1 protein-coding gene (running past one end of the window) is annotated in these 19,297 nt (G+C 58.7%); it reads left to right on the forward strand.

What is annotated here, in order from left to right; translation table 11 throughout:
• Positions 1-19,297 carry the 5' portion of a leucine-rich repeat protein gene (locus II896_06790; protein MBQ4444341.1) on the forward strand. 11,477 nt of this gene lie beyond the right edge of the window, so the window shows 19,297 of its 30,774 coding nt (coding positions 1-19,297); it begins with the start codon at positions 1-3; its stop codon lies off the right edge, out of view.

A 19,297-nucleotide genomic window follows, 5' to 3' on the forward strand; every position in this document is an offset into this window, starting at 1 on the left:
ATGATTTATTGTTTAGTCGTGGTACTGCTTGTCGCCACCGCGGCCGTGGCCGTGGCGTGCAAGAAGACGGTTACGCCCACCCTGAACGCTACCGACGTCGTCGAAACGTACGATGGACAACCGCATACGGTGCATTGTTCCACGTCGGAGGGCGACTTGGGTTGGACGGGCGTCAGCAATGCCAACTGGACAGTCGATTACTACGACGAGAAGGGTGACCTGATCGCCGAGGAAGCGCCCATCTATGCGGGCACGTACACCGCGAGTATCACCTTGCGTGCCTCGGGGTACGGTATGACCTCGACCGAGGCTACCGTCAAAATAGAGAAGGCCGAGCCCAACGTCAAGTCCTGGCCCTCTTTGGTGGTCAACCCGTACGAAATCAACTACGGCGAGCAGTTGGATTCTTCGTCCAAGACCTTGAGTATCGTGCGCGTCAACGATTCCGCCGTGGTGGCGGACGGCAACGGTTCGCCCGTCGCCGGTAACTTCGGCTGGGCGTCCGTGACCCCCACCGTCAACGTGAGCGCGTACGACGTGATATTCACCCCCTCGGGAGACGTGGCGGATAAGACGAGCCCCGCGCACAACTTCCGTACAGTGAGTATGAACGCCAAGGTGAGCCGCCGTTTGCCCGTGACCGTTTTGCCCGTCACGCCCACTATGGTGACCGAGCCGACCCTGCCCACCGGCGTGCAACGCGGCGTCAAGTTGTCTTCCATCTCCATGTCGGGGTATAAATTCGCCATGGTCGCCGCCGACGGCACCGAGACGGCCGTCGCCGGTACGCTGTTCTGGGGCTACCTCAATACGGACGAGACCATCAATCGCAAGTATATCGCGATGGATGAGAACAACAGCCCCTTGGTCGAGGTGGACAACCGCTACACCGACCAAAACGGGGATATTCACGTGGGTTATCCCGCGGTCTTCGTGCCCAAGGATAGCGTCAACTACAATTTGCAACAACTCTATATCAAAATCATCGTCAATCCCTTGGTCGCCACCTTCGACGACGCAAGTTTGTTCCAAGGCGTCACCGCCGCGCCCATCCGCTTCGGACAACCGTTGAGAGCAGCCGTGTTGTCCAATAACGGCAGGGGCCGCTGTGACCAAGAGAACGGCGAAGGAACCTTTATGTGGGACGACAGTATGTACGTGGTAGGTACCAATACCCCCGTGCCCGATTATGTGCCCGATACCACTACGACCGAGGATAATCCTCTCTACTTCGACGTGCGTTTCGTGCCCGACCATCCCGAGTACGTGACGTCTGCCGTCTACCGCGTGGCCGTCACCGTGCTGCCCGCCGAGGCCTCGGTGGACGTGCTCCCCGCGGTGTCCAACCAAGTGGACTACAACGCCACTTTGGAAGCGTGCACCCTTTCGGGCGGCAAGATGGTGTACGACCGCTTCGTCGAATACGCCTACGACCAAGCCACCGACACTTGGTACAATCGCTACGAAAAAGAAGAAATCTACGGCGTCTTCCGCTGGGCCGACCCCAATAGAAGACCCGATTCGTATCCCGCCGACGTCAATAACGTGGATACCTATTTCTGCGAGGTGGTCTTTGCGCTCAACGTGCCCGCCGACGCGGAATACTACGTCATTCCCGAGAATATCACGGTGCCCGTGCAGGTGAAGAAAACGCAACTCAACGCGTTGACCAACCTACCCACTTTGTCCGCTACCTTCGGCACGCCTTTGGCCGAGGTGACCTTCCCCGTCTATACGGCTACCGCCGACCGAGTGGACGAGCACGGTGAAAGAGTGTACGATCCCATCTCGGGCGAGCCGTATACCATCAACGTCTACGGCGAGTTGGTGTGGAAAGACCCCGCCCTCTATCACGTGGGCGACAGAGATACGTTCTGGGCGATATTCCGTCCGTCGACCGAATACGGTATGTACGCCGAGCGCGAGGTGGAAATTCGCGTGCGCTCTACGCCGGCGGATATCGACCTCGGCCTGAGCGTGCTGCCCAAGATGGCCACGAGGCTCGAAGTGGGCACGACGCTCTCCGACGCCTGGTTTACGGGCGAAGAACCCGGCTACGTGGATATGACCGGCGTTCGCCTGTACGTGCGCGGCTATACGCAGGGCGCGTCTACGACGCTCATCCCCATCACGGGCTATTTCTATTGGGAGTACACGCGTGAGGTGACGCCCGCCGTCACTTCCTACGAGGCGTATTTCCAACCTGCCGACGAGTATCGCGGCAAGGTGAATCCCTTTACGTTCTCCATCTCTATCGACTTGGTGACCGATAGCAGTTGCTTCGTCATCGAGACCTCGACCGACGGCACCGCCGTCATCAAGGGCTTGGTGGCGCATACTTGCGCGGGCGGCCACGCCGACCTCGTCATCGCCTCTACCGTCAAGTCGGAGGGGCAGACCTATACCGTGACGGGTATCGCGGCGGGTGCGTTCGCCGGTCAGACCGGACTGCGCTCCATCGAATTGCCCGAAACCCTGACCGCTATCGGCGAGGGCGCGTTCCGCGGCTGTACGTCGTTGACCGCCGTGGTCATTCCGTCCCAAGTGGAGCGTATCGAGGCTTCGGCGTTCCGCGGCTGTACGTCGCTCGCATCGGTGGAAAACGGCAGCGTGAAATTGAATAAAATCGGTGAATTTGCCTTCGCAGAGTGCAACGCTTTGACCGCGTTCGCCATTTCGTCGGGCGTGACCGACGTGGGCGCGGGCGCTTTCATGGGCTGTGGCAACCTGCGCACGCTCACCGTGGATATCTCCAACGGCGGCTACTTCGTCCAGGACGGCGCTTTGTATAAGCGCATCGAGGGCGGCTTGATGCTGCATACCTACCTTTCGGGCAACGCGCGCTTTACCTTTAAGCTGCCCGCCGAGGAAGGTCGCTCGGTCGTGTCGATCGGCAGTTACGCCTTTGCATCTTCGGACAACGTGTTGCAAGAGGTCGTGGGTACCAAAGTGCGTACCGTCGGCTCGCACGCGTTCGACGGCTGCAATTCGCTCAGGCACCTCTATTTGATGGACGAGAGCCTCTTGTCCGCCGCGGGCGCCGTCAGTTGGGCGGACGTCTTCGCGGGCGTGGGCAACCTGACCGTGTACGGCTCCTTGGAAGCGGGCGAGATCGCCACGGGGCTTGCCGCGCAGACCAACGTCACCTATAAACGCTGGACGCTGGACGCCGTTCTTAACTATGTTAAGAATGACGACGGCTGTACGGTGGACGGCTTCGCGGAGGACGCCACCGAAGCGGATATCGCCTTGGTGGAAGATTTGATCGTTCCCGCCGTGGGCGTCATCGTCGAAACGGACGGCGAGGGGCAACCCGTCGAGAAACGGTATCCCGTCACCGAAGTGCGCGGATTCGGCTATAATAACGTCATCCGCCGCGTCGTACTGCCCGAAAGCGTCGTGAAAGTCGTGTCCAACGCCTTCTACGAGTGCCGCAGCATCGCCGAAGTGGTCTTCTTCGAGGGCTTGACTTCCATAGGCGACGAGGCGTTCTTCAATAATATTTCGCTGACCGAACTGTATATCCCCGCTTCCGTCCAAGACCTCGGCAAGCGTGCGTTCGGTAACTGCCGCAACCTGGCGGGCATCACCTTCGCCGCCGATTGCGATTCGTTCGGCGACAACGCGTTCGTCGACTGCAACGCGGGCTTGCTCATCTACGGCCCCGCCAAGAAAGCGGACGGCAGCGAGTCCAATCTCGCCGAATACTGCGCCAAATACGAATTGGCGTTCAACCTCTACACGCCCACCAGCTGCTTCGTCTATTCCAAGACGGCGGCGGGTGACGCCATCGTCATCGAGGGCCTGCGCAACCACGTTTGCAACGGCCACGAAGAGGTGCGTATCCCCGTGTCTATCGGCGGTCTGCCCGTGACGCGCATTGCGGCGGGCGCATTCCAAGGCGCAACGGACGTGGAAGTGATTTACGTGCCCGCGGGCGTCAACTATATCGGTATCGACGCATTTGCCGGCTGCGTGTCGTTGCGGAATATCGTCATCGACGAGGGCAACACGTTCTACGCCTACGTGGCGACCTACAACGATGACGGTAGCATCCAGACCGCCGCTTTGATGAACGCCATGCGCAACCGTCTTATCGCGTATCTGCCCATCTCGTCGGCGACGGCGTACACCGTGCCCGACGCGGTGAAGATCATCGACGACAGCGCCTTTGCCAACGCGACCAACTTGCGTTCGGTCAATATCGGCGTGGGCGTCAATACCATCGGCAACAACGTCTTCGCAGGCTCTGCCGTGACCGAGATCGTGGTGGGCGGCAACGCCAACTTCGCCTTTGAAAACGGCATCCTCTACAACGCAGACAAGACCCAACTCGTGGTGTATTTGCCCGCGTGTATGACGGCTTACGTCACCGTGCCCGCCGGCGTGCGCTCGATCGGCCGCTACGCCTTTGCGGGCAACAACGTGCTGCAATCGGTCGTGTTCGAGGGTAGGGTGAACGAAATCGGCGAGTACGCCTTTGCCAACTGCTATCAACTGTTCAGCGTGTCCGCGCACGACAGCATTGCGGCCATTCGTTCCTCGGCCTTTGCGGGGTGCGCCAATCTAGTGTGCCTGTATATCGAGGGGGATTGCTCCGAGATCGCGAAAGGCGCCTTTGACAACGCCGAGAATCTCGTCATCTACAGTCCCAACGGCTCGACGTTGGAAGTGCTGTGTGAGGACCAATACAACTACGTCGCTTGCGATAGCGTGCGGTTGTTCTACTACGAGCAAAGCTACGGCAATAACGTCGTTTTGACGGGTATCAACCGCGTGGATTATCCCGAAATGGATATGCGCGTGGTGTTGCCCTCGTATATTGACGGCAAAGCCGTCACCACTATCGGCGACGAAGCCTTCATCGAAGCTTACCTCGGTACGGGCAGCAGCGTCAAACGCTTGCGCGAGATCTTTATTCCGTCCACGGTGACCGCCATCGGCGCACGCGCGTTCTACGGCGCGAGTATGCTCGACTCCATCTACTTCGACGGCGATATCGACAAAGTGGGCGACAAGATCCGCGTGGGTACGGACGCGTTCAGCCGTCTAAGTGGCAACGTGTCGGTGACCGTTCCCAACGATACCACCAATATCTACGCCTACTTTGAGGATCTGTTTGCTTCGCCCGTCGCCAACGGCGTCATTTCCTTCCACGGCGAGGGTATTTGCTACAATATCAAGGTCAATCGCGAAGACGGCGTGGCCGTGTCCGCCACCGTGCTGGGACTGTTGAACCATATCTGTAAATACTCGCATACGCGTATCACCGTGCCCGCTACCTTCACCGTCTACGAGAACGTGGGCGGCGAGCAGGTGGCTATTGAAGTGCCCGTGACCGAGATCGCGGAGAACGCATTTAAGGGTAGCCGCGTGATAAACGTCACCTTGCCGCAGACCATTACCAAGATCAGTCAATACGCGTTTGCCGATTGTCAGCGGCTGCAATTTATCTATATGCCGGGCGTGACCGAAATCGGCGCGTACGCTTTCCGCAACTGCGAGCGTTTGTCCACCGTGACGTTGAACGACGGCACCAAGACCATCGGCAAGCGCGCCTTTGCGGGCTGTACCAATTTGCAACAAGTCTTTGTGAAAGGCGACTTCTTGAGCTCGGGCGCGGCGGATACCGACGGCGGCCCCATCAAGTACAGCGCCTTTATCAACGAGGACAATTCGCCTTTGCGCTTCGTGATGTTCGTGCCCGAAGCCTACTACAACAAGTACGGCAACGAGTACCTTTTGGACTCGGACGACGTGAAGGTGAAACTGTACGTCGAAACCATCAACAACCTCACCAATACCCAAGGTATCGTGCTGAAACCCTGGAAGGGCTACGAGGGCACGGATAATCTGGTGACCATCGACGGCTTCGTGCTGCAACTCGACGATGAAACCCTCACGGCTACCGTGGTGGGCTATCGTGGCGACGCCACCACCGCCGTGGTGCCCGCGCGCTTCTATTACGTCAAGGACGAAGGTGGCGTGAAGACCTATGTGCAATACGTGGTGAACGCCATCGGTGACGCCGCCTTTACCGACAAAGAGGGCAATACCGTCGGCAGATTGGAAGAGGTCGTCCTGCACGAGAACATTACGTCCATCGGTGCGCGCGCGTTCTTCAATAACACCGCGTTGTGCACCATCACCATCCCCGCATCGGTGAATTACATAGGCGAGCGCGCTTTCTACGGGTGCGTGAAGCTGACCGAAATGTATTTCGCGGCGGACGTGGCCGTCATCGGGCAAAGCGTGGTGTACCAAAACGTGGAATTGAAGGTCTACGGTCCCAACGCGGGCAACGTGTACGACACCTTTGCACGGTACGAATTCGTCAAATATAACAACGTGACCGACCCCGAGTGCTTCGCTATGCGACTGGACGAGGACAGCAATACCTACGCCATCGTGGGCGTGAAAAATCATTATTGCCAACTCGGGCACGTCAACGTGGTCATTCCGTCCTACTATCGCGGCAAAGCCGTGACCGTATTGGACGCCACGGCGTTCAACGGTCAATCCGAGATGTACAGCCTGGTGATCGGCGCGGGTATCAAGACCATCGCGTCGGGCGCCTTTGCGGGTTGCACGTCCCTGACCGAGATTTCCGTCGACCGCAATAACACCAACTTCGCGGTGATCGATCAAGCCTTGACCGATACGCAGGGCAAAGTGATGTATATCTGCATGACCTCTTCGGCCGCGTACACCATTCCTTCGTCCGTCACCACCATCAAGGCGGGCGCGTTCCGCGGCAGCGGCGTGGTCGAGTTGGCCTTGACCTCTACCGTGTCCACCATCGAGACGGGCGCCTTTACGGGCGCGACCAAGTTGACCACCATCATGGGCTTGGGTATGAACGCCAACTTCGCCTTTGCGGACGGCGCATTGTACGCCAAATCGGGCGACGCCGTAGTGGGCCTGTTGATGTATCTCTCCACCGCCAAGGCCGAGAGTTTCGACGTGCCCAAGACGGTCGCTTACGTGTCCGACTACGCCTTCCAAGGCGCGACGGCGCTGCGCCAAGTGACCTTCTACGCCAACGCGCGTATGGGTGTGGACGTCTTTGACGGCACCGATCTCATCGTGTACGGCGTGGGCGATTGCTACGACGTGCAATACGCCTGTATGACCGAGGACGTGGCTTTCCGCCGCACCATCGACCCCGCCTACTACGTCTTGTCCGACGTGCAGGGCGAGGGCGTGAGCCTGGACGGTATCAACGTGCCTCGTGATGAATCTATAGAAGAATCCGTCGTGTACGTGCCCGCCTATATCGGCGGTGCAAAAGTCGTGCGCGTGGGTTACGCCGCCTTTGACGGTATGGGTTACGACTACGTGGACGGCATCGTACTGCCCGACACCGTGAAGACCATCGGCGAGAACGCCTTCCGCGACAGCCGCTTCAAGGGCATCGTGTTGGGCGCGGGCGTGACCGCCATCGGCGCGGGCGCATTGGAAAGCGGCTATCTGCGCGACGTCTATATCTTGGGCGACGCCCGCTTGTACGACGGCGCGTTCTTGTCCTACGATCAGGACGAGACGCTTTGCGTCTACTACTATGGCGACAAGGCCGCCGCCGCCGAATACTTCGCGGGAGAAGACTACTTGTCCGTGGCGAAGATCAAGAACGTGTGCGCATTCGACTTGTCGGCGATGAACGACGAGCAAATCAACGCGCTGGCCTACGAATTCGAGGTGAACGAGCGCGGTAACGGCACCGAGGTAGCCGAAGTCATCGGCTTGCACCAAGGCGTGAGCGTGGTGGATCCCGCCATCCTCACCGTGCCCTCGGTCTACTACCGCTATGAAAAACGATTGGTTTACGCCGTAGAGGGCGACGAAACGTCCGACGTGATCGGCGTCGTGGCGGACGCCACGCCTTATCCCGTCGTGGCCATCGGCGAAATGGCGTTCGCCTACCTCGACCGTATCATCAAGGTGAAACTGCCCGACAGCGTGACCACCATCGGCACGGGCGCCTTTACGGGGTGCGGTTCGTTGTCCGATATAGAGGTGCCCGCGGGCAGCGACTACCGCTTCGACAAACTGTACGGCGTGGTGAGCCTCGGCTTGCCCGACGAGGCCGCGGTGCAAGGCGTGTATTACAAAGCGGATATCAACTTCGGCAAAGAAGAGAAGATCGCTACGGTAGACGGGCGCGACGTGCGTACCACCGTGTTGCTGTTGGACGAAGACTGGGTGCGCTCGCTGGCCACCTCGGATCGCCTGAACGACGTCAACGTGCTGTATCTCACGATGGCGGACGGCTCGACGGCCGAATTGCACCTCTTCACGCGTACCGGCTCGGCCGTATATAACAACGACGAAGTGCTGTACACCTTCTCGGACGGGTACGCCGTCATTCGTCACGGCGTGCTGGATATGACGAGAGTGGTGAACGTGTACGCGTGCGTTTCGATCGATTACGAGCAAGACGTGACGAGCCTACGCGTGCGCAAAGCGGCGCTCGACGCGGCCGTAGACAACGCGAACGATCCCGCCAAGCACAGCCTGACCGTGACCTATCTCGCGGACGACCGCTTGACGAGCCTCGACTATGCTTGGAATAAGGACGGGGACGATATGACCTGGACCAACGCAAACGGCGTGGTGACCGTGGCCTATCGCGAAGGTATCCTGTTCGGTACCAAAGAGCGCGAGGGCGTCTATCGCACCGAAGTCGTGCGTGACTCGCTCGTGGTCTATCTGTCCGTCAACACCGCCACCGAATACACGGTGCCCGACACCGTGCGCACCATCGAGGCGGGCGCGTTCTACAATATCGACAACCTGAAACGGTTGACCTTGGGCGCACACGTGGAGGCGGTCGGCGAAAACGCCTTTGTGGGCATGACCTCTTTGCAAGCCTTCCGCGTGGACGCCGCGAACACCCACTTCCGTACGGATAGTTCGGGCGTTCTGCACCAAATCAAAGACAACGGCAAACAGGCTCTCGTGTCCTATCCCGCCGCCATCGTGTCGCAACTGTACCTGATCGGTTCGGACGCGGACGTGGACGAGATCAAGTCGGGCGCCTTTGCCTACGCCAACAACCTGTACGACCTGTACGTGGAGAGTTTCGTCACCACCGTGGGTACCGAAAGCGACCTCTTCTTCGGCGTGACGCTGTTGCCCGACTCCAAGCGTTTGTCGGTGCAAATGCCCAAGCGCGTGCGTTTCAACGGCGAAGAATGGGTGTTGGATACCGCAGGCTACGACCTCTACAATTACTTCCGCGAGTTGGAAGAACTCGGCGCGGTCGTACTCGACCTGCATACGCATAAAGACTGCTTCACCTACGACGAAGCCGGCAACGTGACGGGATTGACCGAGCACGAGTGCGTGAGCGATCACTTCGACGTGGTGGTGCCTTCGTACAGCAACGGCAAGCCCATCCAAGGTATCGGCGAATACGCCTTTAAGGGCGAGTTTATCCGTAGTTTCACCGTGCTGAGCAAGTCGCGCTACTTCACCATCGGCGCGGGCGCTTTCTCGGATTGCGACGCCCTGCGCGAGATCGTCGTGCCCGAAACCACGGGGTACGTGTTCGACCGCGGCGTGCTGTACTTCGAGCACACCTTGCACACCGTCCTCGCCTCGCAGGATTACTACGAGATCCGCCTGGCCTTGAACGAAGTGGACGCCGCGGATATGGCGGTGACCATCAGCGAGGAGAGCAGCGAATTGGCGGGTACGGATACCGTGCTGCACATACTGACCGTGACGGGTATAGATATGGTCTATCCCGCCGCCTTTGCGGGTAACGACTACGTGCACGTCATCTTCTTGAGCGACGCCGTGAAGCAAGTGGGCGAGGGTGCGTTCAGTTACTGCACCTCGCTGGAGCGTATCGACATTCCGCGTACGTCCACCTACTACACCTTCTCCAACGGCGTGCTGTTCGACTACTCCAAGCAGATCCTGCACACCGTGCTGTATCGCCGTACGATGGATCTGTACGACAGCCTGTTCGTCGTGACCAACGACGCTTCGGACAGCGCCAACAACGTGCAGAAGATAGGCGCGCGTGCCTTCGAGGGTACCAACGTGGCGCGTATCAGCCTGCCCGCGACCCTGAAAGATATCGGCGACCACGCGTTCGCGGATATGTACTACCTGACCTATATCTATTTCGAGTCCTCGGTGGACAACATCAACTTCGAAACGGGCGTGGATATCTTCGGCTACTACGACAAGGGCGAATTGCATAACCAAATCGTGGCCTACGGCCCCGCCGGTACCAACCCCGAGTCCACCTCGTCCTACGTGGAGAAGTACAGCAATATCTGCCGCTACTTCTTCGAGGCGTACTTCGGCGATATGACGGACGTGGACGTGCTGAAAGATATGCAATGGTATACCTCGGCCGCCTCTTCCTTGCCCGCCGTATATAAACCTTGGACCGACTTCACCAAGTTCGATTATGAGTACGACGAGGAGAACAAGACGGCGCACGTGGTACGCTTGAACACCACGCCGCATCCCGATTATGTGGAGGGCACCGAAGAGATCGTCGTGCCTATGTTCACCTATCTCAACGATACGGAAGGTGCGCGTGCGGGTTACCGCATCACGTCCATCGGCTCCACCGCTTTCGTCGGTCACGGCGAAATCAAATCCCTTACCTTGCTCTACAACGTCAAGTCGGTAGAGGAGGGCTTCATGAAGGGCGCGGTCAACGTGACCGAGTTGATTATCCAAGACAACGATAATTACTTCGTGGAGATAGAGGGCGACGAGCGCAACGCCAAGGTGACCATGTTCAGCTCGGGCTATCACACCTTGATGGCGTTCTTGCCCTTCGGGACGGGCAACTACACCGTGCGTAACGGCGTGGAGCGTATCGCGGCGGCGGCATTTGCCTACAGCCACCTCAACAACGTGTTCGTGTACGGCTCGGTGACCGAGATCGGCGCGGGTGCGTTCGCGTGCTGTAATAGTATGAATACCATCACCATTCAGGACGCCAACAGCCGCTACACCTTTGCGGATTATACCTTGTACTACACTTTGGACGACAGCGGCAACACCATGCTGCACACCTATCTCGCCCGTGGTAACGGCATCAACCGCACGTACACCGTGCCTCAACGCGTGACGCAGATCAACGACTACGCGTTCGAGGGCAACTTCAACCTGAACACCATCCGCCTGCCCGAGTATCCGGTGGGCGACGAAGTGCGTTCGGTGCGCTACGTGGGCGAGCATGCCTTTGCGGGTATGACCGCCGTCAATCAAATCATCTTCGAGGGCTACACGGTGGTTTCGCAAGCGGTCGACGAGGACGCGGACGGCGCCATCGAATTGGCCGCCGAAGATTCGGACATCCGCTTCGTGCTGGTGGGCGCGCGCCGCAGTTTCGCCTTTAACGAGGACTTCGCCCAAGCCTGGAAAGACTTGGATACGCTGTATCTGCGGGTGCTCTTGCCCTCGGGTGAGGAATATACCCTCTACTACGACGGCTCCGAAACGCCCGACGGCGACTACTTCACCTATTCCTTGACGGGCGAACGCCTCGAGATGGTGGACGAGAACGGCGTGGTGACGCAAAAGACGGTGAAACACGTCTACAATAAGTACGCGCCCGGCACGCAATACGTCTTCTTGACCATCCACTACGACGACAAGGACTACGCCTTCGACTACACCGTGGAAGTGGAGCCTTTCGTCGACACGTTCGGCGGACTGAATAAACCCGTGACCGTGTATGCGCCCGTGGATAGCGACCTGTGGCACCAAGCCACTATGAACGCCAACGTGAATTACGTTGGCTTCACGCCCAAGACCGCCCTCAACTGGACGGTGGTGAAACGCGATAACCGCGACGCGGTGGTGGTGGAAGGCTACGGCGAGAACGTGGTGGCCGTCTACGCCAAAGAAGACTACCGCGAGGGCGCGTATACCGTGCGCGGCGATTTGTCTACCTTGATCGTACCTATGTACATCAACAATATGCCCGTGTACGCGGTGGCGGACGAAGCGTTCCACTCCACCGACGAGGCCTACAAAGCGGCGGCGGCCTACGACGTGGCCGAATTGCCCTTCGACTACGACAACAGAGAGGCCTTCGTGGACTTCGTGGCCAACAACGATTACGGCGAGGCGGTGCGCAAGGCTATGCTGCACGCCAGACTGGAAAAGGTGATCACCTTGTCCAACCTGCAATCGGTGGGCGCGGGCGCATTCGAGAACCTGTCCAACCTGACGTCCGTCACCATCTGCAATACGCTGGTGGATATGGGCGCGGGCGCTTTTGCTTACGACGACAAGGTGCAAGAGGTCAACGTCGTGAATAACGGCTACTTCTTTATGGAAGGCCCAGCGCTCTTCGCGGACGGCGGCCGTACCTTGCACACCCTCTTCGACGGGTTGATCACCGAATACTACTACGAGACCACGCGCGAGGCGACCAAGGTGGGCGCTCGTGCCTTCGACGGCATAGAGAAGCTCGAATACGTCACCTTGCCCGTGTACACGCAATCGGTGGGTGAGTTGGCCTTTGCCAATATGCCCAACCTCGAAGAGATCTACTTCATCAACAATATCACCTTGCCCGCCAACGCCTTCCAAGGCACGATGGTCGGCTTTACGGTGTACGCGCCCAAGGGCGACGCGTTGGCCATCTACTGTAATACCTACGGCTACAACTACGTGGCCTGGACCTCGGAGGCCAACTTCTCCTACACCGTCCGCAACAACGCCGTGACCATCACCAAACTGAAGGGTACGGCCGAGGGCGGCAGTTCGCTGACCGATATCGTGATACCTATGTATATAGGCGGCGTAAAGGTGACGACCATCGCGGCGGAGGCCTTCGTCATGACCTCCAGCCAGGCCATCAAATCCATCATCATCCCGACCTCGGTGACCACCATCGGCCGCGCGGCTTTCTCGGGCTGCACGTCCCTCGCTTCCATCATCATTCCGTATAGCGTGACCTCTATCGGCGACAGCGCCTTTGCGGGCTGCTCCAACCTCTTGGAAGTGGTGTTCGTCAACGACGTGGAATCGGTGGGCTCCAACGTGTTCGCCTCGGTGAGCGCCAATCTCATCGTGTATTATTCGTCCGTGCATACTACGGGTACCGCGCGTACGAGTAATATTGTCGCGTACGCTACGCGCGAGGGCTTGACCGTCAACAAGGGCACGCCCAGCACCTGCTTCAACTACACCACCTATACGACGGCGGGCGGGGAGAGCGTCGTGCGTATCGACAGCATCAAGAAACACGTGTGCGGCTACAACCACGCCGCTATCGTCATACCCGACTATGTGGGCGGCAAGCGCGTGACGCGCCTGTCGGACGGCGCTTTGAGCAGTAACCCCGATATGCGTTCGGTCACCCTCGGCGCGTTCATCCAAGACGTGGGCGTGACCACCTTCTCGGGTTGCAAGCAGTTGGAGACCTTGAAGATCAGCGAGAAGAACGAGTATCTGTCCTATGCGGCGGGCGGTATCTACACCGCCGACGGGACCAAACTGCTCCTCGTGGTGTCGGCCTTGGTGGGCGACGGCGCCTTTACGACGACGGACGTCACCACCACCATTTCGGCGGGCGCCTTTAAGGATACCGACGTGAAATCGGTGACCTTGGGCGCGGCGGTAGAGAATATTCAAAGCGGCGCCTTCGCTTCGTGCGCCAAATTGACGTCTATCGCGGTGGCGGAAGGTAACCGCTATTACGCCTCGCAGGACGGCGTGCTGTACAACAATATCTTCAGTATATTGGTGGCCTATCCGTCCGGCAGAGAAGAGGAAAGCTTCACCGTGCCCAATAGCGTCATTTCCATCTCGGCGGGCGCCTTTACCGGCTCGACCAAACTGCGCTCGGTGACCATCGGCACGGGTATCCGCGTCATCGGCAACGAGGCCTTCGTGGATTGCTCGTCCCTCTACGACGTGCAAGTATTGGGCGACTTGACCAGCATGGGCGCGGACGTCTTCGACGGCTGCAACGAGCAGTTGGTCGTGAGTTCGGTCTACAGCGGCTCGACCTTGGCGCTCTACTGCGTCAACCATATCATCGAATTCCGCGTGGCTACGCCGCTCAACTACTTCGTGACCTCGACGACCAATATGGCCGAGGGCACCATCGCCATCGTGGGTTGGAACGACGTCGCAAGTTTGGAGAACGTGCACGACTTGCTGATACCTATGTATATCAACAACAAGCGCGTGACGGTCATCGGCGACCGCGCCTTCCAGAACAACCAGAACGTCAAGAGCGTCATCTTCCCCAACACCGTGCAGTCGGTGGGCGTGGCGGCCTTTGCGGGTTGTTCCAACCTGTCCAGCATGGTGGTAGGTAAGGGCTTGCGTTCGGTGCTCAACAACGCGTTCTACAACTGCGCCGACCTCGATACCGTGTACTTCATGGGTGAGGACGTCAACTTCTACGTGGACGTGTTCGAGGGCGTCAATCTGGCCGAATGCGAGGCCTACGTGGACGCCTTGTCGCGCGGTACGGCCATCGCCGACCTGCCCATGACCGCCAAGTTGACGGCGCTCGGCTTCAACGTGAGCGACCTCGAATACAGCAGTTGCTTCCGTACCTCGGCCAAGAACGGTCACGAACTCATCATCAACGGCTTGAAAGATCACGTGTGTCCCGTGAGCCACAGCCTCATCGTCATTCCGTCCGTCATCATGGTGAACGGCGAGGCCAATACCGTGACCGAAATAGCGCCCGGCGCCTTTGCGGACGAGCGCAGCGCCGACCTCGTGAAGATCTCTATCCCGTCTACGGTCACCTTCATCGGCGAGGGTGCCTTCGCGGGTTGCTCCAACTTGTTGGAAATCGACCTCACGGGCAACCGCAATTACGTCTTTGAATCGGGCGCTTTGTATTACAACAACAAGTCCGAATTGCACACCTATCTGCCTTCGTCGAGCGCGTTGACCTTTACGGTGCCCAGCCAGGTGTCCACCATCTACGACTACGCCTTCGCCAACGCCGTCAACCTGACGGCCATCACGTTCGTCAAGGACGTCAACGTGGGCAAGGGCGTCTTCGACGGCTTGTCCAACAACGTGCGTATCTTCGGACCCATGTGGTACGACAAGGATAACAAGAAGTACAGCCATCTGTACGCCTCGTTCGCCATCGAGTATCTGTGTATGCGCAATTCGACGCCCGACGACGACGGCTACTATAAGCAGGCCAATATGGGCTTCTATGCGGACGGCGCCAATTATCTGGACGCCCCGCTGCCGGGCGGCAACGTCATCGTGCCCGTGTTTACGGCGGATAACTTCGACGACTTCACGCTCATTGCGGATAACTTCAAATACGAATACCTCGAGGACGATACCGTGCGTATCACCGAGTACACGGAGAACGACGAGAGCATTATCGTGCCTCAATACATCAACGAGCGCTTGGTGACCGTCATCGGCGCGGACGTCTTCCGCGGCAAAGCGGCCGCAACCGTCATATTGCCCGACGGTCTGACCACCATCGAGGCGTACGCCTTTGCGGATTGCGCCAACCTCGAGCGTATCGTCTTCCCCGCGTCTATGCGCGTCATAGGCGACTTCGCCTTCCTCAACTGTACCTCTCTCTACGAGGCCTACTTCGTGGGCGAGGTCGGTCAGCTGGGCGAGAACGTCTTTGCCAACACCTACGCGATGTCTTATACCACGAGCCTGGGCACCGAAAGCTACAAGATAGCCATCTTCGGCCCCGCGGGCGGGTATTTGTCGAGCTACTTCGACTCCACCAACTCCTTCAACGAAGGCACCAACTTCAACTGCTTCGAGTGGGAGCTTTCGGCGGGCGGCAACGAGGTCGTCATCACGGGTATCAAGGCGCATAACTGCTACGGCTCGCACGACGTCATCCTCATCCCCGACACCATCAACGGCAAGCCCGTGACGGCGTTGGCGGACGATTTGTTCCGCGGCAACAGCTCTGTGAGCCGCGTCAAGTTGCCCAAGAACCTGAAGGTCATCAACGACAACCTGTTCGGCGATTGCAGCAACCTGACCATGGTCAATATTCCCAACGGCGTGACCGAGATCGGCGCAAAGGCGTTCTACAACTGCGTGAGTCTGCGTACCTTCGTGTTGCCCGACAGCCTGACCGCCATCGGCGCGTACGCCTTCGCCAACTGCCACGCCTTGGGCGCGGATATCACCACGGTCGAGGGCGAAGAAGTGGGCGGCGTGGTGCTGCCCGAGAGCATAACGCGCCTGAGCGAGGGTATGTTCGAGAACTGCTACAACCTCGTGATGCTGCGTATGAGCAACAAGATACGCGTCTTCCCCGCGCGCTTCCTCAAGAATACGCGTGCGCTCAAGACCATCCGCGTGTTCGATCTGCTCACCGAGAACACCTTGCCCAAGGATATCTACGAATTGGGCGCCGAGGCCTTCCGCGGCTCCTTGTATCCCTCCGTCGCCGTAGCCATTCACGCATACGGCTGGCAGACCTTGGGCGACAAGGCCTTTGCGGATACGGCTATCTCCGACTTCGTCTTCGGCTCCATCTCCAAGTTGGGCGTGGGCGTGTTCTCCAACTGTCCCAAACTGCAACTGTCGCAAAATACCACCGACGTATCGCCCAACTACTGGGTGGAGAACGGTATTTTGTACGAGTCGTTCACGATGCCCAACGTGGCGTCGACCGACGCCGTGTCCGCCAATGCGTCCGAAGCCAATCTGACCGTCAACGAGAACGGCACGGGCGACGCGACGCCCGGGCTACTTGCCGCTTCGGACAACGTGGGTAACTTCACCTTCGACGCGCATCCGAAACCCGCCAACGTCAACGACGGCGCGGACGTGACCGGACTCTCCGCCGAGGAGATCGCCCGCGACTTCGACAAGAGCCATATCGACAATACCACCGAGCGCTACTACTACAAAGAGGCCAACCGTGAGATTGTCGAGAGTTCTATCGAAGTATACTTCGAGGGCGATTCCAAGTCGGTGAAACCCTCGCACGTGGATATTAACCCCATCTACGACGCGAATAGCCGCATCACCCAATACAACGTGATCGTCTATGTGGACGCCGATACCTTGTCCGCTAAGTTGGCGGGCGGCTCCTTCTCGGCCACCGTCACCTTCGACTACACCTATCTCGCACACGTCACTTACACGCGCAAAGAGTACGGCTTCTGGGGCAACGAGTTGTCTATGCATAACGGCTGGGCCTCCGAGTCCGAGCGCAAGACCGGTAGCGCGGAAGCCGGCCTCGGCTCCAACGTCGAGGTGGGTACCTTGGTGGGCGCCGCCTATACGCAGGAATTCGACGTGAGCGGCGTGCCCGTCGCCGACAGCTTCCAAGAGTTGGAAATGGGCGCGAGCGAGACCAGCTTCGACAACTGCTTCGAGTACGTCAACGCTTCGGGTAGAGTGAGATTGAAGGCGGAAGGTTTCTCCAAGTTGGATACGACCGAGAGCGACCTCTCCTTGCGTCTGCAATTCCGTAACGCGGCGGGCGATTTGCAATTCTATTACGCCAAATTCAACTGCGCCGTCCGTTTGACCAGCGTCAAAGTGCTGAGCGCGCTGCACACCGTGCCCGCATCCACCACGCTGGAGGATACCATCGACAAGAAAGAGTTTGACGACGGTTTCAACTTCTATTACGACGAGACGAGCGGTAAGTATTATTACAACGGCGCACAGGCTACCTTCAGCAACGGTATCTTGGTGAACAGCGAATTGTACGGCGATATTTCCGTGCGTAAAGCCCTCGGCAAGGATAAAGTGCGCTCGGTGCATACCATCCGCGCCTTTGCGTTCGAGGGGTGCTTCAATATCCGCCGCCTGCTCATCCCGGCGACCGTGCAGGATATCGAGGAGGGCGCGTTCATCAACGTGACCAACCTCATCGAAATGGGCACCGAAAACGAGAAGTTCAAAGTGCTCAAGATAGACATGAACCACAACCAATACGCCTACGTGGGCGGCGCTTTGCTGCAGACCAATTACGACGACGCGGGCAACGTGATCTACGACGCGGAGGGCAATACCACCTATACGCTCATCAGTTTCCTGTCTACGTCTGCGGTGGAGACCTACGCCATTCCCACCTTTGCGCGCGACGGTTACGCGGTGACCGCCGTGGGCGCGTATGCGTTCGCTTACAACAAGCGCCTGACGTCCATCGACTTGGGCAACGTGACCTACGTGGGCGAATACGCCTTTGCGGATTGCGCCCTGACCACGGTGACGATGCCCGCCTCTATCGAGTACGTGGGTGCGCACGCCTTCGACGGCTGTCCCTTGGTGAGCGTGTACTTCCCCGAGGGTGTGGTGAATAACACGGGCGTGGAAGTCACCGAGGATACCATGGCCGAGCGTATGCACGAGTTTATGGGCGACGCCATCTTCGGCGACAACGTCAACGTGTATCTCTACAGCCCGTTGGCGGTTTCGCCGACCAATATCCTGTCGTCTTACGCGGCTATGTACAAGCCTTTGGACGAGGTGAAGGCGTTGACCTACAAGCGCATCTCCGCCATCGCCGACTTCACCTACGAGGTGGTGGACGATACCATCCGTATCAACCGCTACGTGGGTACGGGCGTGAAGGATATCGAAGTGCCCGATATGATCGACGGATTGCCCGTAACGGCCATCTTGGCCGAGGCCTTTATCAACAAGACCGATTTGGAGCGCGTGTACGTGCCCGTATCGGTGATGGCCATCGGCAACCGTGCGTTCTACGGCTGTAAGAATTTGACCGCCGTGTACGTGGAGGGCGTCGTGACCGACCTCGGCAGCGATATCTTCGCACAATGCGACTTCGACGACCCGGAGGACGTCAACAAAGTCAACGTGTTCGGCGTGGTGGCTACCGAGTTGGAGGATTACTGCAACAATAACGAAATCAGTTATAACGTGGGCAGCTACGTGGGCTGCTTCCATATCATCGCCAAGGACGTGGCCGGCAACGTGACCTATTGGATCGACGGATTGAACAACCACAACTGCAATACGTCGCACAAGTATATTACCATTCCCACCGCCTTCAACGGCAAAGCCGTCGCGGGTATCGAGGAGAACGCGTTCCGCGGTAAGGATATCGTGACGGTGACCGTCAACGCGGGCCAAAAGGACTTCACCATCAAGGAGGGCGCGTTCCAAGGCTGCGCCAACCTGACTTCGGTGTTCCTCTTGGGTGAACACGGCTACGAGACCATCGTGGAGGAGTGCGCGTTCGACGACTACGCGTCGGGCGTGACCGTCTACGTCAACCACGGCGGCGCGTTCTTCTACGACGATACGAGCGATTGCCTGCGCCGTGCGCATATCGAAGCCGTCAACGTGAAAGACGACTTCG

This window comes from Clostridia bacterium, from assembly GCA_017394805.1.
Classification (GTDB): Bacteria; Bacillota; Clostridia; order Christensenellales; family CAG-1252; genus RUG14300.